20 protein-coding genes and 1 riboswitch are annotated in these 23,334 nt (G+C 69.3%); of the genes, 5 read left to right on the forward strand and 15 right to left on the reverse strand.

Annotation, left to right across the window (positions count from 1 at the left end; all coding sequences use genetic code 11):
• Positions 1 to 8: 8 nt before the first annotated feature.
• On the reverse strand, positions 9 to 1,325 hold the full coding sequence (locus AVR91_RS09720; protein WP_063274975.1) for an aminotransferase-like domain-containing protein: 1,317 nt from the start codon (positions 1,323 to 1,325) through the stop codon (positions 9 to 11).
• A 128-nt stretch (positions 1,326 to 1,453) separates the two neighbouring features.
• Here AVR91_RS09720 and AVR91_RS09725 point away from each other — a divergent pair, with 128 nt between their 5' ends.
• On the forward strand, positions 1,454 to 2,281 hold the full coding sequence (locus AVR91_RS09725; protein ID WP_038509632.1) for an ABC transporter ATP-binding protein: 828 nt from the start codon (positions 1,454 to 1,456) through the stop codon (positions 2,279 to 2,281).
• A gap of 32 nt (positions 2,282 to 2,313) precedes the next feature.
• Entirely contained in the window at positions 2,314 to 2,970 is a 657-nt protein-coding gene (locus AVR91_RS09730) for an O-methyltransferase (protein WP_063274976.1), read from the forward strand.
• Positions 2,971 to 3,054: 84 nt separating this feature from the next.
• On the opposite strand, the gene AVR91_RS09735 is transcribed toward AVR91_RS09730, so the two are convergent.
• Positions 3,055 to 4,995, reverse strand: a complete 1,941-nt coding sequence (locus AVR91_RS09735) for a transglycosylase domain-containing protein (protein ID WP_063274977.1) — start codon at positions 4,993 to 4,995, stop codon at positions 3,055 to 3,057.
• 100 nt (positions 4,996 to 5,095) lie between these two features.
• Between AVR91_RS09735 and AVR91_RS09740 the strand changes: the two genes are divergently transcribed.
• Positions 5,096 to 5,425 carry an ArsR/SmtB family transcription factor gene (locus AVR91_RS09740; protein WP_038509627.1) on the forward strand — a complete coding sequence of 110 codons (330 nt, stop codon included), beginning with the start codon at positions 5,096 to 5,098 and terminating at the stop codon, positions 5,423 to 5,425.
• Between the two features lie 4 nt (positions 5,426 to 5,429).
• Positions 5,430 to 7,100: a SulP family inorganic anion transporter gene (locus AVR91_RS09745; RefSeq protein WP_063274978.1), complete on the forward strand. Its 1,671-nt coding sequence runs from the start codon at positions 5,430 to 5,432 to the stop codon at positions 7,098 to 7,100.
• On the opposite strand, the gene AVR91_RS09750 is transcribed toward AVR91_RS09745, so the two are convergent.
• The 12 genes from AVR91_RS09750 to AVR91_RS09805 all read right to left on the reverse strand — a co-directional run bounded on the left by AVR91_RS09750 (position 7,074) and on the right by AVR91_RS09805 (position 21,039).
• Complete coding sequence (locus tag AVR91_RS09750) at positions 7,074 to 7,796, reverse strand: FadR/GntR family transcriptional regulator (protein WP_016336365.1); 723 nt, start codon at positions 7,794 to 7,796, stop codon at positions 7,074 to 7,076. The two genes, AVR91_RS09745 and AVR91_RS09750, sit on opposite strands and share 27 nt — an antisense overlap.
• A 30-nt stretch (positions 7,797 to 7,826) precedes the next feature.
• Positions 7,827 to 9,200, reverse strand: coding sequence for an L-serine ammonia-lyase (locus tag AVR91_RS09755; RefSeq protein WP_016336366.1), 1,374 nt, complete (start codon positions 9,198 to 9,200; stop codon positions 7,827 to 7,829).
• Positions 9,201 to 9,216: 16 nt separating this feature from the next.
• The gene (gene lipA / locus AVR91_RS09760; RefSeq protein WP_016336367.1) at positions 9,217 to 10,218 is read right to left on the reverse strand and encodes a lipoyl synthase; all 1,002 of its coding nucleotides are present in this window, start codon (positions 10,216 to 10,218) and stop codon (positions 9,217 to 9,219) included.
• On the reverse strand, positions 10,215 to 11,483 hold the full coding sequence (gene glyA, locus AVR91_RS09765; RefSeq protein ID WP_063274979.1) for a serine hydroxymethyltransferase: 1,269 nt from the start codon (positions 11,481 to 11,483) through the stop codon (positions 10,215 to 10,217). The genes lipA and glyA overlap by 4 nt, the downstream gene beginning before the upstream one ends.
• A 1-nt stretch (position 11,484) precedes the next feature.
• Positions 11,485 to 11,862: a glycine cleavage system protein GcvH gene (gcvH, locus tag AVR91_RS09770; protein WP_063274980.1), complete on the reverse strand. Its 378-nt coding sequence runs from the start codon at positions 11,860 to 11,862 to the stop codon at positions 11,485 to 11,487.
• A gap of 14 nt (positions 11,863 to 11,876) precedes the next feature.
• On the reverse strand, positions 11,877 to 12,968 hold the full coding sequence (gene gcvT / locus AVR91_RS09775) for a glycine cleavage system aminomethyltransferase GcvT (RefSeq protein WP_063274981.1): 1,092 nt from the start codon (positions 12,966 to 12,968) through the stop codon (positions 11,877 to 11,879).
• A gap of 8 nt (positions 12,969 to 12,976) precedes the next feature.
• A complete protein-coding gene (gene gcvP / locus AVR91_RS09780; protein WP_076857300.1) occupies positions 12,977 to 15,808 on the reverse strand; it encodes an aminomethyl-transferring glycine dehydrogenase in 2,832 nt (943 codons plus the stop codon).
• Between the two features lie 142 nt (positions 15,809 to 15,950).
• Positions 15,951 to 16,044: riboswitch (glycine riboswitch) on the reverse strand.
• Between the two features lie 167 nt (positions 16,045 to 16,211).
• Positions 16,212 to 16,586, reverse strand: a complete 375-nt coding sequence (locus tag AVR91_RS09785) for a hypothetical protein (protein ID WP_063274982.1) — start codon at positions 16,584 to 16,586, stop codon at positions 16,212 to 16,214.
• 263 nt (positions 16,587 to 16,849) lie between these two features.
• On the reverse strand, positions 16,850 to 17,617 hold the full coding sequence (locus AVR91_RS09790) for a 3-oxoacyl-ACP reductase (protein ID WP_016336373.1): 768 nt from the start codon (positions 17,615 to 17,617) through the stop codon (positions 16,850 to 16,852).
• 2 nt (positions 17,618 to 17,619) lie between these two features.
• Entirely contained in the window at positions 17,620 to 18,984 is a 1,365-nt protein-coding gene (locus AVR91_RS09795) for an aldehyde dehydrogenase family protein (RefSeq protein ID WP_063274983.1), read from the reverse strand.
• On the reverse strand, positions 18,981 to 19,694 hold the full coding sequence (locus tag AVR91_RS09800) for a gamma-glutamyl-gamma-aminobutyrate hydrolase family protein (protein WP_063274984.1): 714 nt from the start codon (positions 19,692 to 19,694) through the stop codon (positions 18,981 to 18,983). Before AVR91_RS09800 ends, AVR91_RS09795 begins: the two co-directional genes overlap by 4 nt.
• Entirely contained in the window at positions 19,675 to 21,039 is a 1,365-nt protein-coding gene (locus tag AVR91_RS09805) for a glutamine synthetase family protein (protein WP_083737487.1), read from the reverse strand. The genes AVR91_RS09800 and AVR91_RS09805 overlap by 20 nt, the downstream gene beginning before the upstream one ends.
• 228 nt (positions 21,040 to 21,267) lie before the next feature.
• Here AVR91_RS09805 and AVR91_RS09810 point away from each other — a divergent pair, with 228 nt between their 5' ends.
• Complete coding sequence (locus AVR91_RS09810; RefSeq protein WP_016336377.1) at positions 21,268 to 21,792, forward strand: general stress protein; 525 nt, start codon at positions 21,268 to 21,270, stop codon at positions 21,790 to 21,792.
• Positions 21,793 to 21,844: 52 nt separating this feature from the next.
• Here AVR91_RS09810 and aspS read toward each other — a convergent pair whose 3' ends face one another.
• Complete coding sequence (gene aspS, locus AVR91_RS09815; protein ID WP_063273306.1) at positions 21,845 to 23,098, reverse strand: aspartate--tRNA(Asn) ligase; 1,254 nt, start codon at positions 23,096 to 23,098, stop codon at positions 21,845 to 21,847.
• Positions 23,099 to 23,334 lie beyond the last annotated feature (236 nt).

Below are 23,334 nucleotides of genomic sequence, written 5' to 3' on the forward strand. Positions count from 1 at the left end.
CGGGGAGGTCACTCGACGCCGGCGTCCTCGGGGCGGCCGGAGGCGAGTCCGGCGAGGACGTCCAAAGCGGCCGCGAGCGTTTCGAGCGGCGGCGACGAGACGGCGAGCCGCACCGCGTTCGGGGCGTGCCCGGGGACGACGGCGAACGCGGCCGCCGGGGTGACCGCGATACCGCGTCGCGCGGCGGCGGCGACGAAGGTCTCGGCGCGCCAGTGTTCCGGGAGCTCCCACCAGCAGTGATACGCCCGCGGGTCGGCGCGCAGGGTGAACCCGGCCAGGCGTTCCGATGTCACCCGCTGGCGTTCCGCGGCGTCGAGCCGTTTCGCCCGTTCGACGGTTTCCAGCGTGCCGCCGGTGATCCACCGGGTGGCCGCTTCGACGGCGAGCCGGGGCGCGACCCAGCCGCCCGAGCGCACGGCCGCGGCGAGCCGTTCCGTCCAAGCCGCCGGGACGGCGAGGAAGCCGGTGGTCAGCCCCGGCGCGAGCCGTTTGGACATGCTGTCGGCGAACACCGTGCGTTCCGGCGCGTACGTCGCGAACGGGCGGACGTCGGGCCGCAGGAAGGTGTAGATCCCGTCCTCGATCACCGGGATGTCCATCCGGCGCACGGTTTCGGCCAGCTCGACGCGACGCGCATCGTCCATTGTGGACCCGAGCGGGTTGTGCAACGTCGGCTGGACGTACAGCGCGCGGACGGACGCGGCTTCGAGCGCTTCGGGAATGAGCCCCATGTCGTCGGTCTCGATGGGGACCAACTGGACGCCGAGCCGCCCGGCGAGCGCCTTGACCACGGGGTAGGTGATGGCTTCGACGGCGAGCCGTTCCCCCATCGGCACGAAGGCGGCGATGGCGGCCGCGATGGCCTGGCGCCCGCTTCCGGCGAAGAGGATCTCCGGCGTCCAACCCTCCTTCGCGATCAGTCCGGCGACGGCGTCACGCGCCTGCTTCGAGCCCGAGACGCTTCCCGGGCTCAACGCCGCCGTCAGGACGTCTTCGCGCAGGAGCGGCTCCAGCGCCTTCCCGACCAGCGCCGACTGTTCCGGGAGGACGGCGAAGTTGAGTTCGAGGTCGACCGTCGCGCCGCCCGGTTCGGCGAGCGCGGTCTCCAGCGGCGGCCGCGCGGCGCGGACGAACGTCCCCCGGCCGACCTCGCCGACCACGACACCGCGCCGGACGAGTTCGCCGTAGACCCTCGCGGCGGTCGAGTTCGCGATCCCGCGCTCCCGGGCGAAGCGCCGCTGCGGGGGCAGCCTGTCCCCGGGCCGGAGCCTGCCCGCCTCGACGTCGGCGGAGATCTCGTCCGCGACTATCCGGTAATCCTCCATGCCGTCCTTCGATCGCACCGAGTGCATTCACGCGATTGCACTGGGGATGATGCCATCGAAGCACGTCGTGAGCCGACTGCGACCTACGGAACACCACAACGGCGGACTCCTAGGTTAGCCTAACCTGCGTGGAGACCGTGGAAACCCTCACCGAGCAGAGCACGACGTCCCGTCTGCACGCGGACGCGCTGACGCTCGCCTACGACGGCCGGACCGTGGCCGAAGACCTCGGGGTGGTCATCCCCGACCGGTCGTTCACCGTCATCGTCGGGCCGAACGCCTGCGGCAAGACCACCCTGCTGCGCGCGCTGGCGCGGATGCTCAAACCGCGCAAGGGTTCGGTTTTCCTCGACGGGCAGGTGATCAGCTCCTTCCCCGCCAAGGAGGTCGCCCGGCGGCTCGGCCTGCTGCCGCAGAGCTCGATCGCGCCCGACGGCATCACCGTCGCGGACCTCGTCGCGCGCGGCCGGTACCCGCATCAGCGCCTGCTGCGCCAGTGGTCCCGTGAGGACGCCACCGTGGTCGCGGAGTCCATGCGCGCCACCGGTGTCGACGATCTCGCCGAGCGGCTGGTCGACGAGCTGTCGGGTGGTCAGCGGCAGCGTGTGTGGATGGCGATGGCGCTGGCGCAGGAGACCGACCTCCTGCTGCTCGACGAGCCGACGACCTATCTGGACATCGCGCACCAGATGGACATCCTCGACCTGTGCGCGGAACTGCACCAGAAACAGGGCCGGACGCTGGTCGCGGTGCTGCACGACCTCAACCACGCTGCCCGCTACGCGACACACATGATCGCGATGCGCGGCGGAGAGGTCCTCGCGACCGGCGCGCCCGAAGAGGTCGTGACCGCCGCCAACGTCGAGAAGATCTTCGAGCTGCCCTGCCGGGTCATGCCGTGCCCGGAGACCGGCACCCCGCTGGTGATCCCGAAAGCCGGACGCCGCGCCGCCTGATCGCCTCGGAGTAGGTTGGCGGCGGAGGTGCCATGTCACAGCAACTGTGGTCCGAAGTGGACGACTATCTGTCCGGGGTGCTCGTCCCGTCCGATCCCGCCCTCGAAGGCGCGCGGAAGACGTCGGACGAGGCCGGGCTGCCGTCGATCGCCGTCGCGCCGAACCAGGGCAAACTGCTCAACCTGATGGCGAGGATGATCGGCGCCCGGTCCATCCTGGAGATCGGCACGCTCGGCGGGTACAGCACGATCTGGCTCGCCCGCGCCCTGCCGCCGCAGGGCAGACTCGTCACGCTCGAATACGACCCGAAGCACGCCGAGGTCGCGCGCGGGAACATCGACGCGGCCGGGCTCGGCGGCCTGGTCGACGTCCGCGTCGGCAAGGCGCTGGACCTGCTGCCGTCGGTCGAGGGCCCGATCGACCTGGCGTTCATCGACGCCGACAAGGTCAACAACCCGGCCTACTTCGAGGCGTCGCTGAAGCTCGTCCGGCCCGGCGGCGTGATCGTGGTCGACAACGTCGTCCGCGGCGGCGCGGTGACCGACGCCGCCAGCGAAGACCCGAACATCCAGGGCATCAGGCGGCTGCACGAGATGATCGCCGCCGAACCCCGCGTCGACGCGACGGCGATCCAGACGGTCGGCAGCAAGGGTTACGACGGGCTGACCGTCGTGCTCGTGAAGCCCTGACGGAACCGCCTCGGTCCAGTGGGTCGTGAGTGGCGTTTCGGGTTAGAACACGAATCGCCACTCACGACCCACTGGACCGAAGCATCACCGCGGCGCCGTCGTGGCGGGACGCGGCTCGGAACCGTCCGGCCACCGCGCCGGCTGTCCTCGATGGACACCGTTCATGAAGCGCTGCCAAACGTCGGCCGGGATCGTCCGGCCGGTCAGTTTCTCCCCGGCGGCGTCCCGCATCCGGCGCGGCTCGTCGGAGCCGACCCAGACCGCGGTCGCGAGCTGCGGCGTGTATCCGACCGCCCAGCCGCCCGCGTTGTCTTCTGTCTCTTCGAACTGGAAGTCGCCGGTCTTCAGCGCCGCCGGACGATCCTTCAGGCCGGTGGCCAGCACCTGGCTCATCGTGCCCGCGATCCGGCGGCTCACCGCCTCGTCGCCCTGGAACGCGGGCGTCTTGTCCGGCGGCCGTTCCCATACGACTTCACCGTTCTCGTCCCGGATCTTCGACACCAGATGCGGTGTGGCGCGCATGCCGCCGGCCGCGAAGGTCGCGTAGGCACCGGCCATGTCACTGGGGCGTAAGGGATACCGGCCGACCGCGATCCCCGGGCCGATCAGGAACCCGTCCTTCTCGCGCAGGGTCACCGCGCCGTCGACGGATTCGGGGATCCCGGCCGCACGGGCGCCTTCCCGGACCGCTTCGGCGCCGAGCTTCTTCGCCAGGTCGACGAACGGGCCCTGAGCACCTCGCCCCATCGCCTCGCGCAGCGTGCACTTCCCGGTTTCGCCGCACTGGTCCTGGAACTCGAAGGTCTCGCCAAGGAAATCCACCGACGCGGGCGCCTTAAACGGTTCGTCCACGTTCACCCCCCGTTCGAGCCCGGCGGCGAGGATGAACGGCTGGAACGTCGAACCGGTGCCGTACGGGGTGCCCGCGTAGTCGTGCACGCTCCAGCCGCCGCCGTTGTAGGCGCGGATGGCCCCGGTCCCGGGTTCGACGGCGACCAGCGACGCGCGGAAGTGTTCCGGCTGCCCCTTCAACCGTTCCTTGACCGCCTTCTCGGCTTCGGCCTGAGCACGCGGATCGATGGTCGTCTCGACCTTCATCGCGCCGCCGCGGAGCCGGTCGAGCGGGTAGCCGACCTGCTCGAGTTCGGCGAGGACCTGCTGCTTGATGTGGTACTGCTCGTAGGTCACGCGGCCGGCCCTGGTCTCGGACGGCGCTTGGATCGCGTCCTCCGGGTAGGTCATGGTGACCGCTTCGGCCTGGCTGACGTAGCCGCGCGCGACCAGTTTGTTCATCACATAGGACCAGCGTTTCATCGCGTGCTCGTGGCTGGAGGCGTACGGGTCGTGTACCGAAGGCGACTGGATCATCCCCGCGAGGAAGGCCGCCTCGCTCCAGGTCATCGAGTCGTCGAGCTTGCGGCCGAAGTAGGCGTTCATCGCCGACGCCGGGCCGTAGGTGCCGCGACCGAACGAGATGATGTTGACGTAGCTCTCGAAAATCTCCTTCTTCGTCTGCTGCTGGGTGATCTTCGTGGCGAGCACGAGTTCGGAGAACTTGCGGGTGAGGGTGGCGTCCTCGTTGCCGGTGGACTTCTTGATGTACTGCTGGGTGATCCCCGAGCCGCCGCCGACGCCGGTCACCAGCGCGCGGCCGAGCCCGGTGAGATCGAAACCCTCGTTGTCCCAGAAGGTCGGGTCCTCGGTCGCGACGATCGCGTCGCGCAGTTTCGCGGGGACGGCGTCGTAGGGTACGAACAGCCGGTCGCCGCCGGGCGGGACCACCTTGAGCAGTTCGGAACCGTCCGCGTTCTGCAGGACGACGGTCTTGTCGAGGTCGGCGAGGACCTCTTGCGGGCTGCGGACGTCGAGCAGGACGTACGCGAGCCCGAACGCGACGACCGGGATGCCGATCACCAGGCCGAGCGTCCAGGCGGCGATCTTGCGCCACCTGCGCTTCTTCCGTTTCGGCTCCGGGGTGGCCGTGGTCTCCGACTCGGGTGCGTCTGCCTCATCCGGGTTTTCCACGCCAGGTTAGACGCCCGAACGAGTGAAAAGGTTGTGGGAAAGTCACCGAATGGCCACCGGTTCACGACTTGAAGAATTCTTCATTTGATAATGTGCGCAGATGCCCGTCCCCCTGTACCAGGCCAAGGCGGAGTTCTTCCGCATGCTGGGCCACCCGGTCCGGATCCGTGTACTGGAGCTGCTCGCCGAAGGCCCGAAAGCCGTCCGCGAACTGCTCGCCGAGATCGAGGTCGAGGCCTCCAACCTGTCACAGCAGCTGGCCGTCCTGCGCCGGTCGGGAATCGTCACTTCGACCCGCGAGGGCTCGACGGTGGTGTACGCGCTCGCCGGCGGCGACGTAGTCGAGCTCCTGCGCGCGGCCCGGCGCATCCTCACCGAGCTGCTGGCCGACCAGAACGTCCTGCTCGCCCAGCTACGCGACGCGGAGTGACGGCGTGGCGGGTCTGAAACTTTCGGAATTGCGCTCGCTCCTGCCCGGACGTGAAGACCTGCGGACGCTCAAACGCGCTCCCCGGCACGACCTCACGGCAGGCCTGACCGTCGCGATCGTCGCCCTGCCGCTGGCGCTGGGCTTCGGCATCTCGTCCGGCCTCGGGGCCGAAGCCGGTTTGGTCACCGCGATCGTCGCCGGCGCGCTGGCCGCGATCTTCGGCGGCTCCAATCTCCAGGTGTCCGGGCCGACCGGCGCGATGACCGTGGTACTGGTGCCGATCACGGCCACGCACGGGGCGGGCGGCGTGCTGACGGTGGGTCTGCTCGCCGGGGTCTTGCTGCTCCTGCTCGCGGTCGCCCGCGCCGGCCGGTACATGCGCTACGTGCCGACACCGGTGGTCGAAGGCTTCACGCTGGGCATCGCCGGGGTGATCGCACTGCAGCAGGTTCCCGCCGCGCTCGGCGTCGCCACCCCGGAAGGCGAAAAAGTGGCCGTCGTCGCGGCGAAGGCGGTGGCCGATTTCGCCGGGCATCCGGCCTGGCCGTCGATCGCGATCGCCGCCGGGGTCGCCGCCCTCATGCTGCTCGGCGCGAGGTGGCGACCGTCGATCCCGTTCTCGCTGGTCGCGGTGGCCATCGCGACCCTCGTGAGTCACTTCGCGCAGCTGCCGGTCGCCCGCATCGGCGCCCTGCCCAACGGACTTCCCGCGCCCTCGCTGGACTTCCTGGATCTGTCGACCTTGGGCGCGCTGGCGCCCTCCGCCGTCGCGGTCGCGGCGCTGGCCGCGCTGGAAAGCCTCCTTTCGGCCACGGTCGCCGACGCGATGAGCGTCAACGAACGCCACGACCCGGACCGGGAACTCTTCGGGCAGGGCCTCGCGAATCTCGTCACCCCGCTGTTCGGCGGCGTCCCCGCCACCGCGGCGATCGCGCGCACCGCGGTCAACGTCCGTGCCGGGGCGAAGTCGCGGCTGGCCTCGTTCACCCACGCGATGGTGCTGGCGGTGATCGTCTTCGCGGCGGCGCCGCTCGTGGCCACGATCCCGATCGCGGCACTCGCCGGGGTGCTGCTGGCCACCGCCGTCCGCATGGTCGAGGCGGGTTCGGTCCGCGCGCTCCTGCGCTCCACCCGTCGTGACGCGCTGGTCCTCGTGCTCACCGCGGCAGCGACGCTGATCCTGGACCTGGTCACCGCGGTCATCCTCGGCCTCGTCGTGGCGGGCGCACTGGCACTGCGGGCGATCGCGAAGGCGGCTCGCATCGAAGAGGTGGCGCTCGACCACGCCGATCACGCGGCCGAGGAGCAGGCGCTGCTGGACGAGCACATCGTCGCGTTCCGGCTCGACGGACCGCTGGTCTTCGCCGCGGCCCACCAATTCCTGCTGGAGCTGTCCGAGGTGGCCGACGTCCGGGTGGTCATCCTCCGGATGTCACGGGTGTCGGCCATCGACGCCACCGGCGCCCTCGTCCTGCGCGACGCCATCGAACGCCTCGAACATCGCGGGATCACGGTCCTGGTGTCGGGCATCAAACCCGGCCACGAGAAGGTGCTCGACGAACTCGGCGTCGCGGACCGGCTCCGCGCGGAGGGCCGGGTCTTCCCGGATACACCGCACGCCATCGATTTCGCGCACGCGCTGCTGACCTCAAGCGAGGAACGCGCGAAGCAGTGAAGCGGTCCCTTCGACGTGTTCCGTCATCGCCCGGCGGGCCGCCTCGGAGTCCCCGGCGAGGATCGCGTCGACGATGGCCTCGTGCTGGGCGTTGGAATGCTCCAGGTTCGGTTCGAGCAGCGGGATCATGTCGAGCAGCTGGTTCACCCGCATCCGTGCGTCGGCCATCGCCGTGGTCAGCGAACCGGACGCCGTGACCTCGGCGATCGCCAGGTGCAGCCGCGAATCCTTGCGCCGGTAGTCGCCGACGTCGGCCGCCGCGGCCTCGGCGAGTGTGCTGGTCAGATGCTGCCGGTCAGCCGGGCTGAGCGAACGCGAGGCCGCCATCTCGGCGGCGCCGGTCTCCAGGACGTGCCGGAGGCCGAGCGCGTCCTCCAGCGTGGCGTTGTCGACCTTCCGGCCGTCGGCGGCGGGCGGGTCGGGCAGCACGTCGTTGACGAACGTGCCGCCGTACCGCCCGCGCCGCGATTCGACGTACCCCGCGTCGGACAGCGCGCGGATGGCCTCGCGCAGCGTCACCCGGCTGACCCCGAGCCGCTCGGCGAGCTCACGCTCCGAGGGCAGCCGCTCCCCCGCGCCCACCACGCCCAGCCGGATCGCCTGGAGCAGCCTTTCGACGGTCTCCTCGAAGGCGTTGCCCGCGCGCACCGGGCGGAACAGCGCGTCACCCGCGTTCGCGACCGTGCTCGACTCCACTCTTCGAGTTTAGGCGGCCCGCAATTCGTCTCAGCATTCGATGACGTTCACGGCGAGGCCGCCGCGAGCGGTCTCCTTGTACTTCACGCTCATGTCGGCACCGGTCTCGCGCATCGTCTTGATCGCCTTGTCCAGCGTCACGACGTGCGAACCGTCGCCGCGCATCGCCATCCGCGCCGCGTGGATCGCCTTCGACGCGCCGACGGCGTTGCGCTCGATGCACGGGATCTGCACCAGCCCGCCGACCGGGTCGCAGGTCAGCCCCAGGTGGTGCTCGACCCCGATCTCGGCGGCGTTCTCCACCTGCGCGGGTGAACCGCCGAGGACCTCGGTGAGCCCGGCGGCGGCCATCGCACTGGCCGAACCGACCTCACCCTGGCAGCCGACCTCGGCACCCGAGATCGAGCCCGTCTGCTTGAGGATCGAGCCGATCGCGCCCGCGGTGAGCATGAACGTCACGATGCCGTCGTCCGACGAGCCCCGGATGAACCGCTGGTAGTAGTGCAGAACGGCCGGGATGATCCCCGCGGCGCCGTTGGTCGGCGCGGTGACGACGCGGCCGCCCGCGGCGTTCTCCTCGTTGACCGCCAGCGCGTACAGGCTCACCCAGTCCATCGCGTACAGCGGGTCGCCGACGCCGTCCTCGGCGAGCAGCTTCTCGTGCAACGCCTTCGCACGCCGAGGAACCTTCAGCCCTCCCGGAAGCACGCCCTCGTGCTCGCAGCCGTTGCGCACGCATTCCGCCATGACCTGCCAGATCTCCAGCAGCCCTTCGCGGATCTCCTCGCGAGTGCGCCACGAAAGCTCGTTGCGCAGCATGATCTCGCTGATGGACAGCCCGGTGTCCTCGCAGTGCTTCAGCAGATCCGCGCCGGTGCGGAACGGGAACTCCAGCTTCGTCGAGTCCTCGACGACGACGGTGTCGGTCTCGTAGGACTCGTCGCGGACGAACCCGCCGCCGACGGAGTAGTAGGTGCGCTCGCGCAGCACCTTCCCGTCGGCGTCGAACGCGCGGAAGATCATCCCGTTCGGATGTGCCGGCAACGACTTCCGCCGGTGCATGGTCAGGTCGGTGTCCTCGGTGAACACGATCTCGTGCTCGCCGCGCACCTTCAACCGGCACGATTCGCGGATCGCCGCGATCTTGCCGGGCACGGTGTCGGTGTCGATCTCCTCCGGACGCTCCCCGGACAGCCCGAGCAGCACGGCCTTGTCGCTGCCGTGCCCGAACCCGGTCGCGCCGAGCGAGCCGAAAAGCTCGCTCTGGACGCGTGCCGTCGCGGTGAGGTCACCGTCGGCCGCCAGACCGTCCACAAAGGTCAGTGCGGCGCGCATCGGGCCCACCGTGTGGGAGCTGGAGGGGCCGATGCCGATCGAAAACAGGTCGAAGACGCTGATCGCCATTGATCTGCCCTCCTTCCTATCTGGCCAGCAGTGAGCTGGCCTCTTGGGCCGCGGGCCCTTCGGCGGCGAGATGGGCCAAATTCTCCGACAGCGCTTCGCCGCGGTGGGCCTTCGTCTGGGCGAAAAGGCGACCGGCCCGATACGACGAGCGGACCAGCGGCCCGGCCATCACACCAGCGAAGCCCATCGCTTCGGCTGCCTTCGAATGCTCGACGAACTCCTCCGGCTTGACCCAGCGGTCCACCGGATGATGCCTCGGCGACGGTCGCAGGTACTGGGTGATCGTGAGGATCTCGCAGCCCGCGTCGACCAGGTCCTTCATCGCGGGCGCGACCTCTTCGGGGGTCTCGCCCATGCCGAGGATCAGGTTCGACTTCGTCACCAAACCGGCCTCACGAGCCTTCGTGATGACCTCCAGCGACCGCGCATAGCGGAAACCCGGCCGGATCCGCTTGAAGATCCGCGGCACCGTCTCCACGTTGTGCGCCAGAACCTCCGGCCGCGAACCGAACACCTCGGCCAGCTGATCCGGATCCGCGTTGAAGTCCGGGATCAGCAGCTCCACACCGGTACCCGGGTTCAGCGCGTGGATCTGACGAACGGTCTCCGCGTACAGCCACGCGCCACCGTCCTCCAGGTCGTCACGCGCGACACCGGTCACCGTCGAGTAGCGCAAGCCCATGGCCTGCACCGACTCCGCCACCTTCCGCGGCTCGGTCCGGTCCAGCGCTTCCGGCTTGCCCGTGTCGATCTGGCAGAAGTCACACCGGCGGGTGCACTGGTCGCCACCGATCAGGAACGTCGCCTCGCGGTCTTCCCAGCACTCGTAGATGTTGGGGCAACCGGCCTCCTCACACACGGTGTGGAGGCCTTCACGCTTGACCAGTCCCTTGAGCTCCGTGAACTCCGGACCCATCCGGGCCCGGGTCTTGATCCACGGCGGCTTCTTCTCGATCGGGGTCTGCGCGTTGCGGACTTCCAGCCGGAGAAGTTTGCGCCCCTCGGGGAGCGCGCTCATCGGTTGAGGTCCGCGTACAACGGGTGCTTCTTGGCCAGCAGCTCGACCCGGGCGGACAGCGACTGACGCAGATCCTCGTCGAAGTCCGGGCGCAGCGCCTCGGCGATGATGTCGGCGACCTCGGCGAAGTCCTCGGCGCCGAAGCCGCGGGTCGCCAGCGCCGGGGTGCCGATCCGCAGGCCGGAGGTGACCATCGGCGGACGCGGGTCGAACGGGACGGCGTTGCGGTTGACCGTGATGCCGACCGAGTGCAGCCGGTCCTCGGCCTGCTGACCGTCCAAAGTGGAGTTGACCAGATCGACGAGCACCAGGTGCACGTCGGTGCCGCCGGTCAGCACGCGGACGCCTGCCTCGCTGCAGTCCGTGCGCGAAAGGCGGTCGGCCAGGATCTTCGCGCCTTCGAGCACACGCTGCTGGCGCTCGCGGAACTCCTCGCTCGCGGCGATCTTGAGCGCGACGGCCTTGGCGGCGATGACGTGCTCCAGCGGACCGCCCTGCTGGCCGGGGAACACCGCCGAGTTGATCTTCTTGGCGAGTTCCTGTCGGCACAGGATGATGCCGCCGCGCGGGCCGCCGAGGGTCTTGTGCGTGGTCGTGGTGACGATGTCGGCGTAGGGCACCGGGCTCGGGTGCAGCCCGGCCGCGACCAGACCGGCGAAGTGCGCCATGTCGACCATGACCTTCGCACCGACCTCGTCGGCGATACGGCGGAACTCGGCGAAGTCGAGCTGACGCGGGTACGCCGACCAGCCGGCGATGATCAGCTTCGGCTTGTGCTCCTTGGCGAGGCGCTCGATCTCCTCGATGTCGACGATCCCGGTCTCTTTGTCGACGTGGTAGGCGACGACGTTGTAGAGCTTGCCCGAGAAGTTGATCTTCATCCCGTGGGTCAGGTGCCCGCCGTGGGCGAGGTCGAGACCGAGGATGGTGTCGCCGGGGTTGAGCACCGAGACCATGGCGGCGGCGTTGGCCTGCGCGCCCGAATGCGGCTGGACGTTGGCGTGTTCGGCGCCGAAGAGCGCCTTCGCGCGGTCGATCGCCAGCTGCTCGATGACGTCGACGTGCTCACAACCGCCGTAGTAGCGGCGGCCGGGGTAGCCCTCGGCGTACTTGTTGGTCAGCACCGAACCCTGCGCTTCGAGCACGCCCACCGGGGCGAAGTTCTCGGAGGCGATCATCTCCAGGGTCGACTGCTGCCGGTCGAGTTCGGCCGCGACGGCGGTGGCGACCTCGGGGTCCACTTCGGACAGGGCAGCGTTGAACATGTCAGTTCTCCTGGGTCAGGACGGCGTACGCCTGGGCGTCGAGCAGGGCCGGCACGTCGCCGGACAGACGCACCTTCAGGAGCCATCCTTCGGCGTACGGGTCCGAGTTGATGAGCTCGGGGGTGTCCGTTGTGGCCTCGTTCACCTCGACGACCTCGCCGTCCACGGGTGCGTACAGCTCGCTGACCGATTTGGTCGACTCGACCTCGCCGAACACCTCGCCCGCGGTGACGGTGTCGCCGACCGAGGGGAGCTGGACGAACACGATGTCACCGAGCGATTCGGCGGCGAAGGCGGTGATGCCCACGGTGGCGAAGCCGTCGGCGACGTTCAGCCACTCGTGTTCCTTCGTGTACTTCAGGTCCTGGGGGATGCTCATGAGAAAGGGGCCTTTCAGGCGCGGGAGTAGAAGGGCAGGGCGACGACCTCGACGGGCTCGATACGGCCCCGGATGTCGACGGAAAGCTCGGTGCCGGGCTCGGAGTGCTCCCGGTCCACGTAGGCCATGGCGATCGGGTAACCCAGCGTCGGTGAGAGGGCACCGCTGGTGACCTCGCCGATCTCGGTGTCACCCGCCAGGACGGTGTAGCCGTGACGCGGCGCGCGGCGGCCGGAACCCTTGAGCCCGACACGCACGCGGGGAACGTCCTTCTTGGACAGCTCTTCGAGCGCGGCCTTGCCGACGAAGTCGTTCGGCTTCTCGAACTTGACCACGCGGCCGAGGCCCGCCTCGAACGGGCTCAGCTGAAGGCTGAGTTCGTTGCCGTACAACGGCATTCCCGCTTCGAGCCGCAGGGTGTCGCGGCAGGCGAGACCGGCCGGGAGCAGGCCGTGCGGCTCGCCCGCGTCGGTGAGGATGCGCCAGACGGCGGGCGCCTCACCGGCCGGGACATACAGCTCGAAACCGTCCTCGCCGGTGTAGCCGGTGCGGGCGAGCAGGACGTCGTGTCCCTTCACGACGGCCGGGACGCTCGCGTAGTACTTGAGCGCGCCCAGGTCGGCGTCGGTGACGGCGCCGAGGATCTCGACGGCCTTCGGGCCCTGGACGGCGATCAGCGCGACGTCCTCGGACTTGTTCTCGACGACCGCGTCGAAACCCGAGACCCGCTCGGCCAGCGCATCCGCGACCACGGTGGCGTTGCCCGCATTGGCGACGACCAGGAACTTCTCGTCGGCGAGGCGGTAGACGACCAGGTCGTCCAGCACGCCGCCGTTCTCGTCGCAGATCATCGTGTAGCGCGCCCGGCCCGGCTTGACGCCCGACAGGTTGCCGACCAGCGCGTAGTCGAGGGTGTCGGCGGCCTGCGGGCCGGTCACCTCGATCTCGGCCATGTGGGAGAGGTCGAACAGGCCGGCGGCCTCGCGGACCGCCTTGTGCTCCGCCAGTTCGCTGGAATAGCGGATCGGCATCGACCAGCCCGCGAAATCGGTGAACAGCGCACCCAGTCCTTTGTGGACTCCGTGCAGGGACGTCTCTTTCGACATCAAGTGCCTCAGTTCTCGTAGGCGTTGAGCGGCGGGCAGGAGCAGACGAGGTTACGGTCCCCGCGCGCACCGTCGATGCGGCGCACCGGGGGCCAGTACTTGGACTTGCGGTTCACTCCGGCGGGGTACACCGCCAGTTCGCGGTCGTAAGGCAGGTCCCAGTCGCCGACGAGGGTCTCCGCGGTGTGCGGGGCGTTGCGCAGCGGGCTGTTGTCCGCGGCCCACTTGCCCTGCGCGACGGCGTCGATCTCCGCGCGGATGGCGATCATGGCCTCGATGAAGCGGTCGATCTCACCGAGGTCCTCGGATTCGGTCGGCTCGACCATCAGCGTGCCCGCGACCGGGAACGACATGGTCGGGGCGTGGAAGCCGTAGTCGATGAGGCGCTTCGCGACGTCGTCGACGCTGACGCCGGTCTCCTTGGTGAGCCCGCGCAGGTCGAGGATGCACTCGTGCGCGACCAGGCCGTCCTGGCCGGTGTAGAGCACCGGGTAGTGCTGGTTGAGGCGCTTGGCCACGTAGTTCGCGGCGAGCACGGCGACCTGCGTCGCGGCGGTGAGCCCGCCCGCGCCCATCATGCGGACGTACGCCCACGAGATCGGCAGGATCGACGCCGAGCCGTACGGGGCCGCGCTGATCGGACCGACACCGGTCTCGGGGCCGGCCTTCTCCAGCAGCGGGTGGTTCGGCAGATACGGCGCGAGGTGCGCGCGGACCGCGACCGGGCCGACGCCGGGGCCGCCGCCACCGTGCGGGATGCAGAAGGTCTTGTGCAGGTTCAGATGCGAGACGTCGCCGCCGAACTCACCCGGCTTGGCGAGCCCGAGCAGCGCGTTGAGGTTCGCGCCGTCGACGTAGACCTGGCCGCCCGCGTCGTGGACGATCTTGGCCAGCTCGTCGATGCCGTTCTCGTACACGCCGTGTGTGGACGGGTACGTGACCATGATCGCGGACAGCGTGTCGCGGTTGGCCTCGACCTTGGCCCGCAGGTCTTCGAGGTCGACGTTGCCCTCGTCGGTGCACTTGACCACGACGACGCGCATCCCGGCCATCACCGCGGAGGCGGCGTTCGTGCCGTGCGCGGACGACGGGATCAGGCAGACCTCGCGCTCGGTCTGGCCGTTCGCGTGGTGGTACGCGCGGATCGCGAGGAGGCCGGCGAGCTCGCCCTGGCTGCCCGCGTTCGGCTGCAGCGACACCTTGTCGTAGCCGGTGACCTCGGCGAGCCAGCCCGACAGCTGCTCGACCAGGGTGTGGTAGCCCTCGGCCTGGTCGGCGGGGGCGAACGGGTGGATCCCCGCGAACTCGCGCCAGCTGATCGGCTCCATCTCGGTGGTGGCGTTGAGCTTCATCGTGCAGGAGCCGAGCGGGATCATGCCGCGGTCGAGCGCGTAGTCCAGATCGGACAGTCCGCGCAGGTAGCGCAGCATCGCGGTCTCGGAGCGGTGCGAGTGGAAGACCTCGTGGGTGAGGTACTCGCTCTCACGGCCGAGGCCGGCGGGCAGCGCACGAGCATCGGCGGCGGGGGTGTCGACACCGAACGCGTTGAGCACCTTGGCGATGATCGCGGGTGTGGTGACCTCGTCGACCGCGATGCGGACGTGGTCGGCGTCGACCGGGCCGAGGTTGATCCCGTTCTCCCGCGCGACCGCGACGACCGCTTCGGCCTGTCCGGGCATGCGGGCGAGGACCGTGTCGAAGAAGCCCTCGTGGACGACCTCGACGCCACCCTCGCGGAGGGCGGCGGCCAGTCCGGCGGCGAGTTCGTGGACGCGGGTCGCGATGCGCTTGAGGCCGTCCGGACCGTGGTAGACCGCGTACATCGCGGCGAGTACGGCGGGCAGGACCTGCGCGGTGCAGATGTTGGAGGTGGCCTTCTCGCGGCGGATGTGCTGCTCGCGGGTCTGCAGGGCGAGGCGGTACGCGGGGTTGCCGTCGACGTCGACCGAGACCCCGACCAGGCGACCCGGCAGCGAACGCTCGAGCCCGGCGCGGACGGCCATGAACCCGGCGTGCGGACCGCCGTAACCGAGCGGGACGCCGAAGCGCTGGGTGGAACCGGCGGCGATGTCGGCGCCGAACTCACCCGGCGCGGTGATCAGGGTGAGGGCGAGCAGGTCGGCGGCGACGGTGTACAGCGCGCCGGCGGCCTTCGCGGTCTCGGAGATGGCGGAGTAGAAGCCCGCGCCGCGCAGCACGCCGGAAGCGCCCGGGTACTGGACGACGACGCCGAAGAACTCCTCCGGCAGGCCGGTGAGCAGGTCGCGGACCTCGACCTCGACGCCCATGGCCTCGGCGCGGGTGCGGACGACGGCGATGGTCTGCGGCAGGCACTCGGCGTCGAGGACGACCTTGTTCGACTTCGCCTTCGACGCGCGGCGCATCAGCATGACGGCCTCGGCGACGGCGGTGGACTCGTCGAGCAGGGAGGCGTTCGCGGTGGCGAGACCGGCCAGCTCGGAGACCATCGTCTGGAAGTTGAGGAGGGCTTCGAGACGGCCCTGCGAGATCTCCGGCTGATACGGCGTGTACGCCGTGTACCAGGCCGGGTTCTCCAGCACGTTGCGGCGGATGACCGCCGGGGTGACCGTGTCGTGGAAGCCGAGGCCGATCATCTGGGTCATCGGCTTGTTGAGCGCGGCGAGCGCGCGAAGCTCGGCGATGGCGTCCTCTTCGGACGCGGCGGGGGGAAGTTCGAGGTCACGGGTGACCCGGATCGCGGACGGCACCGCGGCCTGCACCAGGGCATCGAGACTGCCGTAGCCGACCTCGGCGAGCATCTTGGCCTGCTCGGACTCCGAGGGGCCGATGTGCCGGTCGTCGAAGGACGTACTGGTCAAGGGAGCTCCTTGGGTCAGGCGCCGGATAGACCGGTGCGCTGGGAACTCCCCCTCTGTCATGGCACCTGAGAGTTTCACCACCGATGAGGGTGGCTTTCACCTTGGGTGAGGCGCACTTGCGCGCCTGCTTTCCAGAGTGGCCTCGCGTGAAGCGGTAGTGGGTACCTGAGAGATTCCGGGGAGTTTGCTCCTTCGGTGCCCCACCACGTTCGTGGGGGCTCTCCCGCTCCAGCTCGACGGCCCTGTCTGAAGTTGTGCGCACACCGTACCTGGCCTGTTCAGCGCGCGTCTACTCACCGCCGACGACGTCACTTGCGTGCTTGGAGCCGTAACTCGCGTGATCAGAGCCGTAACTCGTGAGTTACGCCTTCAATCACGCGAGTCACGGCTCTGATCACGCGAGTTACGCGTTCTCCATCATCATCTCGGCGGTGATCGTGCCGCAGAGCTCGGCGCAGCGCCTCATCATGTCGGCCGCGTCGGCGAGCTCGGCGTCGCCGGTCTTGGCGCACTCGTCGGCGCACATGCGCATCATCTGGGAGGCGAGGCCGCACATCTTCGCGCACATCCGCATCATTTCGAGGTCGGCGACCATCGCGGAGCAGCGCATCATCATGTCGGCGCACATGCGCGACATGTCCGCGCAGGTCACCATCATCATCCCGAGCTTCGCGCCGCCCCTCTCCATACAGCGCGTCATCATCTCCTCGCAGCGGACGTGACACTCGTTGCACAGGTCGATGCAGTCACGCATGGCGGTGCTCATCTGCCGGGTCATGCTCGGGCCTCCTGGGTGGTCCTGGATGCTGGCTTCGCGTTCTCAGGACTACAGCGCAGGTCAGCGGGTCGCCATCCCAGCCACCGGGACGAGTGACGGTCAGCCCGGCTCACGGGCTGAAAGACCCCTTCACCGCATGAGACGAGGGGAAAGCGTCCTTCGGCGCCGGCCCGAGTACATGAACGCCCCCTTCCTGTACCTAGGCGCAAGGAAGGGGGCCTTCATGTACTTCACCGCATTTAGAGGACTGAACGCGCGGAGGGTCAGAGCGGGGTGACGTAGGCGCCCGAGATGCCCCCGTCCACCAGGAACTGCGAAGCGGTGATGAACGAGGCGTCGTCGCTCGCCAGGAACGCGACCGCGGCCGCGATCTCCTCCGGCTCCGCGAACCGCCCGACCGGCACGTGCACCAGCCGCCGCGCGGCCCGCTCGGGGTCCTTCGCGAACAGTTCCTTGAGCAGCGGCGTGTTCACCGGCCCCGGGCACAGCGCGTTCACCCGGATGTTCTCCCGCGCGAACTGCACGCCCAGTTCCCGGCTCATCGCCAGCACGCCACCCTTGGACGCGGTGTAGGAGATCTGCGACGTCGCCGCGCCCATCACCGCGACGAACGACGCCGTGTTGATGATCGAGCCCTTCCCCTGCCGCTGCATATGCGGCAAGACCGCCTTGCAGCACAGATACACCGACGTCAGGTTGACCTTCTGCACCTTCTCCCACGCGTCGATGCCCGTGGTGAGGATCGAGTCGTCCTCGGGCGGCGAGATACCGGCGTTGTTGAACGCGACGTCGACCGAGCCGAAGGTGTCCACAGTGGTCTGGAACAGGGCCTCGACCTGCTCGGCGTCGGTGACGTCGGCCTGCACGAACAGGCCACCGACCTCGTCGGCCGCGGCCTTCCCGGTCTCGGCGGAGATGTCGCCGATGACGACCTTCGCGCCTTCGCTCGCCAGCCGCCGCGCGGTGGCGAGACCGATGCCGCTGCTGCCGCCGGTGATGACGGCGACACGGCCCTCGAAACGCTGAACCATTCCTATTCCTCCGTGCTGATGAAGACGTTCTTGGTCTCGGTGAAGGCGTCGACGGCGTCCGGGCCGAGCTCGCGGCCGAGCCCGGACTGCTTGAACCCGCCGAACGGCGTCCAGTACCGGACGGACGAATGCGAGTTGACCGACAGGTTCCCGGCCTCGACACCGCGCGCGACGCGGAAGGCGCGGCCGACGTCACGGGTCCAGATCGAGCCGGACAGCCCGTACTCGGTCCGGTTGGCCATGGTCACCGCGTCCCCCTCCCCCTCGAACGGGACCACGGCGACGACCGGGCCGAAGATCTCCTCGGACGCCAGCGGATGCCGCAGGTCCGGCGGGGTGACGACGGTCGGCGCGAACCAGTACCCGGGGCCGACGGGCGCGCTGCCCCGGAAGGCGACCGGCGCGGAATCGTCCACATAGGACGACACCTTCGCGTGATGTCCCGCCGAGATCAGCGGGCCCATCTCGGTGATCTCCAGCCGCGGATCCCCGACGACGACGCCGTTCACCGCGGGTTCCAGCAGCTCCATGAACTTCTCGTACACGCTCGACTGCACCAGGATCAGCGACCGCGCGCAGCAGTCCTGCCCGGCGTTGTCGAAGACGCCGTACGGCGCGGTGGCCGCGGCCTTCTCCAGGTCGGCGTCGGCGAACACGATGTTCGCGTTCTTGCCGCCGAGTTCCAGGGTCACCCGCTTCACCTGTGCGGCGCAGCCCGCCATGATCTGCTTGCCGACCTCGGTGGAGCCGGTGAACACCACCTTCCGCACCGCCGGATGATCCACGAAACGCTGACCCACCACGGATCCCTTGCCGGGAAGCACCTGGAAGACGTCTTCGGGGATCCCCGCCTCGCGAGCGAGTTCGCCGAGGCGGATCGCGGTGAGCGGGGTGAGCTCGGCGGGTTTGAGCACGACGGTGTTCCCGGCGGCGAGCGCGGGCGCGAACCCCCAGCCCGCGATGGGCATCGGGAAGTTCCACGGCACGATCACCCCGACCACGCCCAGTGGCTCGTGGAACGTCATGTTCACCCCACCGGGAACGGGGATCTGCTTGCCGCTCAGCCGTTCGGGCGAGGCCGAGTAGTACGTCAGCACGTCGCGGACGTTGCCCGCCTCCCAGCGCGCGTTGCCGATCGTGTGGCCGGCGTTGGCGACCTCCAACGCGGCGAGATGCTCGATGTCGGCGTCGACGGCGTCGGCGAACCGGCGCAGCAGCCGTGCCCGGTCGCCGGGGGCCACCGCGCGCCAGGCGGGGAACGCCGCGTGCGCGCGGGCGATGGCCGCGTCGGTCTCCTCGGCCGAGGTCAGCTCGACCGACCTCACCACCTCTTCCGTGGCGGGGTTGATCACCTCGAACGTGGTCATTCGCGCTCCTTCGCAGCTTTCACCAGCGCTTCGAAAAGCCTGATGTCGTCGGGATTCTGTTCGGGATGCCATTGGACGCCGAGCACGAACCCGTCGCCGGGCAGTTCGGCCGCCTCGATGGTCCCGTCGGCGGCCCAGCCGACCGGGACCAGCCCGTCGCCGAGCTTGTCGATCGCCTGATGGTGGTAACACGGCGCCTTGGTCTCGGCGCCGAGGATCGACGCGACGCGGCTGCCCTCGGCAAGCCTCACCGTAGTGGTGCCGAAGACCCCTGGCGCGGGCTGGTGATCCGCGCTGTCCACCGTCTCCGGCAGATGCTGGACGAGCGTGCCGCCCAGCGCGACGCTGAGCACCTGCAGCCCGCGGCACACGCCGAGCACCGGTTTCCCACCGTCCAAAGCGGACCGCAGCAGGCCGAACTCGAACGCGTCCCGGTTCGGCCGCGTGTACGTCGTCGCGTGCTGCTCCTGCCCGTACCGTGCCGGGTCGACGTCCGCGCCGCCGACCAGCACGAGACCGTCCACGGCGGACATCAGCCGATCGTGTGCCTCGCTCACCGGCGGCAGCAGGACCGGGATCCCGCCCGCCGCGACGATCCCGTCGACGTAGACCCGGTGGAGCAACGCCGCTTCGGTCTCCCACACCAGGAACTTCGCGGGTTCCAGATAGGACGTGAGCCCGATCAGGGGCTCAGAGGCGTTCGAAGCCACGGATCCTCTCCCAGTCGGTGACGGCGGCGTCGTACGCGGTGAGCTCGACCTTCGCCGCGTTCAGGTAGTGGTCGACGACCTCGTCCCCGAACGCGGACCTCGCGAGTGCGCTCCCGTCCAGCAGCGCCGCGGACTCCCGCAGGGTGGTCGGCACGGTCGGCTTGGCGGAACCGTAGGCGTTGCCGTGGAACTCCGGCTCCAGCTCCAGTTCGTTCTCGATACCGTGCAGCCCGGCCGCGATCAGCGCGGCCACCGCGAGGTACGGGTTCACGTCGCCGCCGGGGACGCGGTTCTCGGTGCGCAGCGAGTCCCCGTGCCCGACGACGCGGAGCGCGCAGGTGCGGTTGTCCGTGCCCCACGCGACGGCCGTCGGCGCGAAGCTCCCGGGCACGAACCGCTTGTAGGAGTTGATGTTCGGCGCGAAGAAGTAGGTCAGCTCACGCAGTCCCGCCAGCTGACCGGCGAGGAAGTGCTCCATCAGCGGCGAGAATCCGCCAGGACCGTCGCCCGCCAGGACGGGCTCGCCCGAGGCGGAGCGCAGGCTGATGTGGATATGACAGGAGTTGCCCTCGCGTTCGTTGTACTTCGCCATGAACGTGAGGCTCTTGCCCTCCTGCGCGGCGATCTCCTTGGACCCGGTCTTGTAGACGCTGTGGTTGTCGCAGGTGGTCAGCGCGTCGGCGTAACGGAACGCGATCTCGTGCTGGCCGGGATTGCACTCGCCCTTGGCCGACTCGACGTACAGCCCGGCGCCGCCCATGTCGTTGCGGATGCGGCGCAGCAGCGGTTCGATCCGGGCGGTGCCGAGCATCGAGTAGTCGACGTTGTACTGGTTGGCCGGGCGAAGGTCCTGATAGCGCTTGTCCCAGGCCGATTCGAAGGTGTCGTCGAAGACGATGAACTCCAGTTCGGTGCCGACGTAGGCGGCGAGACCGCGTTCGGCGAGCCTGTCGAGCTGGCCGCGCAGGATCTGGCGAGGCGAGGGAGCGACCGCGCCACCTTGTACCCGTTCGAGGTCGGCGAGGACGAGCGCCGTGCCCTCCTGCCACGGGAGCAGGCGCAGCGTGTCGAAGTCCGGGCGCATGACGAAGTCGCCGTAGCCGGTCTCCCAGGACGACATCGCGTAGCCGTCGACGGTGTTCATGTCCACATCGACGGCGAGGAGGTAGTTGCACGCTTCGGTGGCGTGCTCGACGACCTCGTTGAGGAAGTACTCGGCGGCGCAGCGTTTGCCTTGCAGCCTGCCCTGCATGTCGGTGATCGCCACCAGCACCGTGTCGACGGTGCCGTCCTCGACCAGTTCCCGGAGCCGATCCAGCGTGAGCATGCCGCGCCTGTTCGCCATCAGCCTCACCTAAAGGTTCGAAGCGGTACCTTTGCGGCTTCTTCCTACCGGGTCGACCGAACCAGGTCAACTCGACCAATGGTCTGGTTCGTTATCCATTGTGCACCGTAGTTGATCCCTGGGCGGATTGTCTGCGATGCCCGGCTGAGAAGATGCTGTGAATCCCGCCGCACCGGGAGGAGATCCGCGCATCCGGGACGTTGTACGGATCAAGAGAGGTGAGAAGGAATGACACAGGCATTCACGCAGCAGACCACGTTCACCGAGCCCCAGGGGCGGGCTCAGCTCCCGACGATGCCCAGTGGGTGGCCGATCGGCTCGTACGAGTCGTACTCCGAAGCGCAGCGTGCCGTCGACCACCTCGCGGGAACGGACTTCCCGATCACGGACGTCACGATCGTCGGTGTCGAGCCGATCCTGGTGGAGCGCATCGCCGGACGCATGGGCTGGAGCAAGGTGCTGACCAGCTCGGCGCTGTCCGGCGCGATGTTCGGTGTGTTCCTCGGGCTCGTGCTGAGCCTGCTGAACCCCGGCGCCGGGCTGGTGCCGATCATCGTCGGCCTCGTCGGCGGTATCGGGTTCAACCTGCTGTTCGGCGCGCTGGGGTACGCGTCGTCGAAGAACAAGCGAGGGTTCATCTCGCAGAGCCAGCTGGTCGCCCGGCGTTACGACGTCCTGGCCCAGCCGCGCAACGCCGAGAAGGGCCGCGCCCTGCTGGCCGACCTGGCCGCCAGGAGCGCGTTCAACCACTGAGCCTCACCCCACGCGAGCCGGCACCTCTCCACGAGGTGCCGGCTCGCGGCTTTCACGGGGTCAGCCGGTGCAGGTCGCGCGGGAAGAGCGTCGCCTGCCGGACGTTGGGCAGCCCGAGCAACCGGGCGGTCCAGCGTTCGAGCCCGAGCGCGAACCCGCCGTGCGGCGGCATCCCGTGTGCGAAGACCGCCAGGTGGTCCCGGTACGGCTCGGCGGATTCCCCGCGTGCGGCCAGCGCGGCGAGGTAATCCGCGTGCCGGTGCAGCCGCTGCCCGCCGGTCACCAGTTCCAGCCCGCGGAAGAGCAGGTCGAAACTGTTCGAGTACTCGGGCCGCCCCGGGTCCGGATGCGTGTAGAACGGCCGCTTCGCCATCGGATACCCGGTGACGAACAGGAATTCCGATCCGTGTTCGCGCAGCGCCCAGTCCGAAAGCAGCCGCTCGTGCGCGGGCGCGAGGTCGGGCTCACCACGCGGGTCTTCGCCCGACAGCCGCGCGACCAGTTCCTGAGCCTCCGCGAAATGGATCTCCGGGATTTCCCCGGGCACCTCGACGCCCGCTTCCGGAACCGCGGCGGCCATGCCCGCGATCGCCTCCCGCAACACCGCCATGACGTCGCGATGGTCGCTGATGAAGCCCAGTTCGGCGTCGAGGCTCGTGTACTGCGCGAGATGCCGCGCGGTGTCGTGCGGTTCTGCGCGAAAGACCGGGCCGACCTCGTAGACCCGCTCGAAGACCCCGACCAGCGCCTGTTTGTAGAACTGCGGAGACTGCGCCAGAAAAGCCCTCCGGCCGAAATAGTCGATACCGAAGACGTTCGCGCCGGACTCCGTGGCCGACGAGACGATCTTGGGTGTGTGGATTTCGGTGAACCCGAGCCCGTCCAACGCCGACCGGAACCCGGCGACGCTCGCGGCCGCGATCGCGAAGACCTCTTTCAGCCGCGGATGCCGCAGCGCGACGGCGGCGTTGTCCAGCACCGTGGGCAACGCGGCGGCCGGCGACGGACGGTAGAGCTCGAACGGCGGCGGCTGGGCGGGTTCGGAAAGCAGGCCGACGGACGGTTCGGTCAGTTCCAGCCCGCCCGGCGCCTGAGGGTTCGCGGTGACGAGACCCTCGACTTCGACGACGGTCTCCTCCGGCGGGCCACCGGGTTCGGCGAGAACCACTTGGGCGAGCCCGGAGCGGTCCCGGATCACCAGGAAGGTGATGGTTTTCAGGCGGCGCCGGCGGTGCACCCAGCCGGCGATACGGACACGGCCGCCGACGTGCCGGGGCAGGTCGGCGGCGAGGACACGCGAGATCATCACAACTCCAGTACGGATGTGCGCGACCCCTTGGGAGTGCGGGCGAGAAGGGAACTCGCGGTGCCACCGCACTTTCGCCGCCGCCGAAACGGCGGCCTCGAAGACCCGTGACGTGGGCCGGACGGCGGGGCATGGGGCGCGGGCGCCGTTCCTCCCCGCACTCGGGAGGGTCTTCGCCGAAAGACGCGAGGCCGCTTTCCCAGCTACCGGCGGCTCTCTTGGCTCGCGTGCCCTCT

This window comes from Amycolatopsis keratiniphila subsp. keratiniphila (assembly GCF_001620365.2).
GTDB classification, from domain to species: Bacteria; Actinomycetota; Actinomycetes; order Mycobacteriales; family Pseudonocardiaceae; genus Amycolatopsis; species Amycolatopsis keratiniphila.

What these genes read in the sequence shown, in the direction of transcription:
- AVR91_RS09720 (WP_063274975.1), bottom strand. Translation starts at nt 1,325, where the DNA reads ATGGAGGATTACCGGATAGTCGCGGACGAGATCTCCGCCGACGTCGAG.
- AVR91_RS09730 (WP_063274976.1), top strand. Translation starts at nt 2,314, where the DNA reads ATGTCACAGCAACTGTGGTCCGAAGTGGACGACTATCTGTCCGGGGTG.
- AVR91_RS09740 (WP_038509627.1), top strand. Translation starts at nt 5,096, where the DNA reads ATGCCCGTCCCCCTGTACCAGGCCAAGGCGGAGTTCTTCCGCATGCTG.
- AVR91_RS09755 (WP_016336366.1), bottom strand. Translation starts at nt 9,200, where the DNA reads ATGGCGATCAGCGTCTTCGACCTGTTTTCGATCGGCATCGGCCCCTCC.
- lipA (WP_016336367.1), bottom strand. Translation starts at nt 10,218, where the DNA reads ATGAGCGCGCTCCCCGAGGGGCGCAAACTTCTCCGGCTGGAAGTCCGC.
- glyA (WP_063274979.1), bottom strand. Translation starts at nt 11,483, where the DNA reads ATGTTCAACGCTGCCCTGTCCGAAGTGGACCCCGAGGTCGCCACCGCC.
- gcvH (WP_063274980.1), bottom strand. Translation starts at nt 11,862, where the DNA reads ATGAGCATCCCCCAGGACCTGAAGTACACGAAGGAACACGAGTGGCTG.
- gcvT (WP_063274981.1), bottom strand. Translation starts at nt 12,968, where the DNA reads ATGTCGAAAGAGACGTCCCTGCACGGAGTCCACAAAGGACTGGGTGCG.
- AVR91_RS09785 (WP_063274982.1), bottom strand. Translation starts at nt 16,586, where the DNA reads ATGACCCGGCAGATGAGCACCGCCATGCGTGACTGCATCGACCTGTGC.
- AVR91_RS09790 (WP_016336373.1), bottom strand. Translation starts at nt 17,617, where the DNA reads ATGGTTCAGCGTTTCGAGGGCCGTGTCGCCGTCATCACCGGCGGCAGC.
- AVR91_RS09795 (WP_063274983.1), bottom strand. Translation starts at nt 18,984, where the DNA reads ATGACCACGTTCGAGGTGATCAACCCCGCCACGGAAGAGGTGGTGAGG.
- AVR91_RS09805 (WP_083737487.1), bottom strand. Translation starts at nt 21,039, where the DNA reads ATGGCGAACAGGCGCGGCATGCTCACGCTGGATCGGCTCCGGGAACTG.
- AVR91_RS09810 (WP_016336377.1), top strand. Translation starts at nt 21,268, where the DNA reads ATGACACAGGCATTCACGCAGCAGACCACGTTCACCGAGCCCCAGGGG.
- aspS (WP_063273306.1), bottom strand. Translation starts at nt 23,098, where the DNA reads ATGATCTCGCGTGTCCTCGCCGCCGACCTGCCCCGGCACGTCGGCGGC.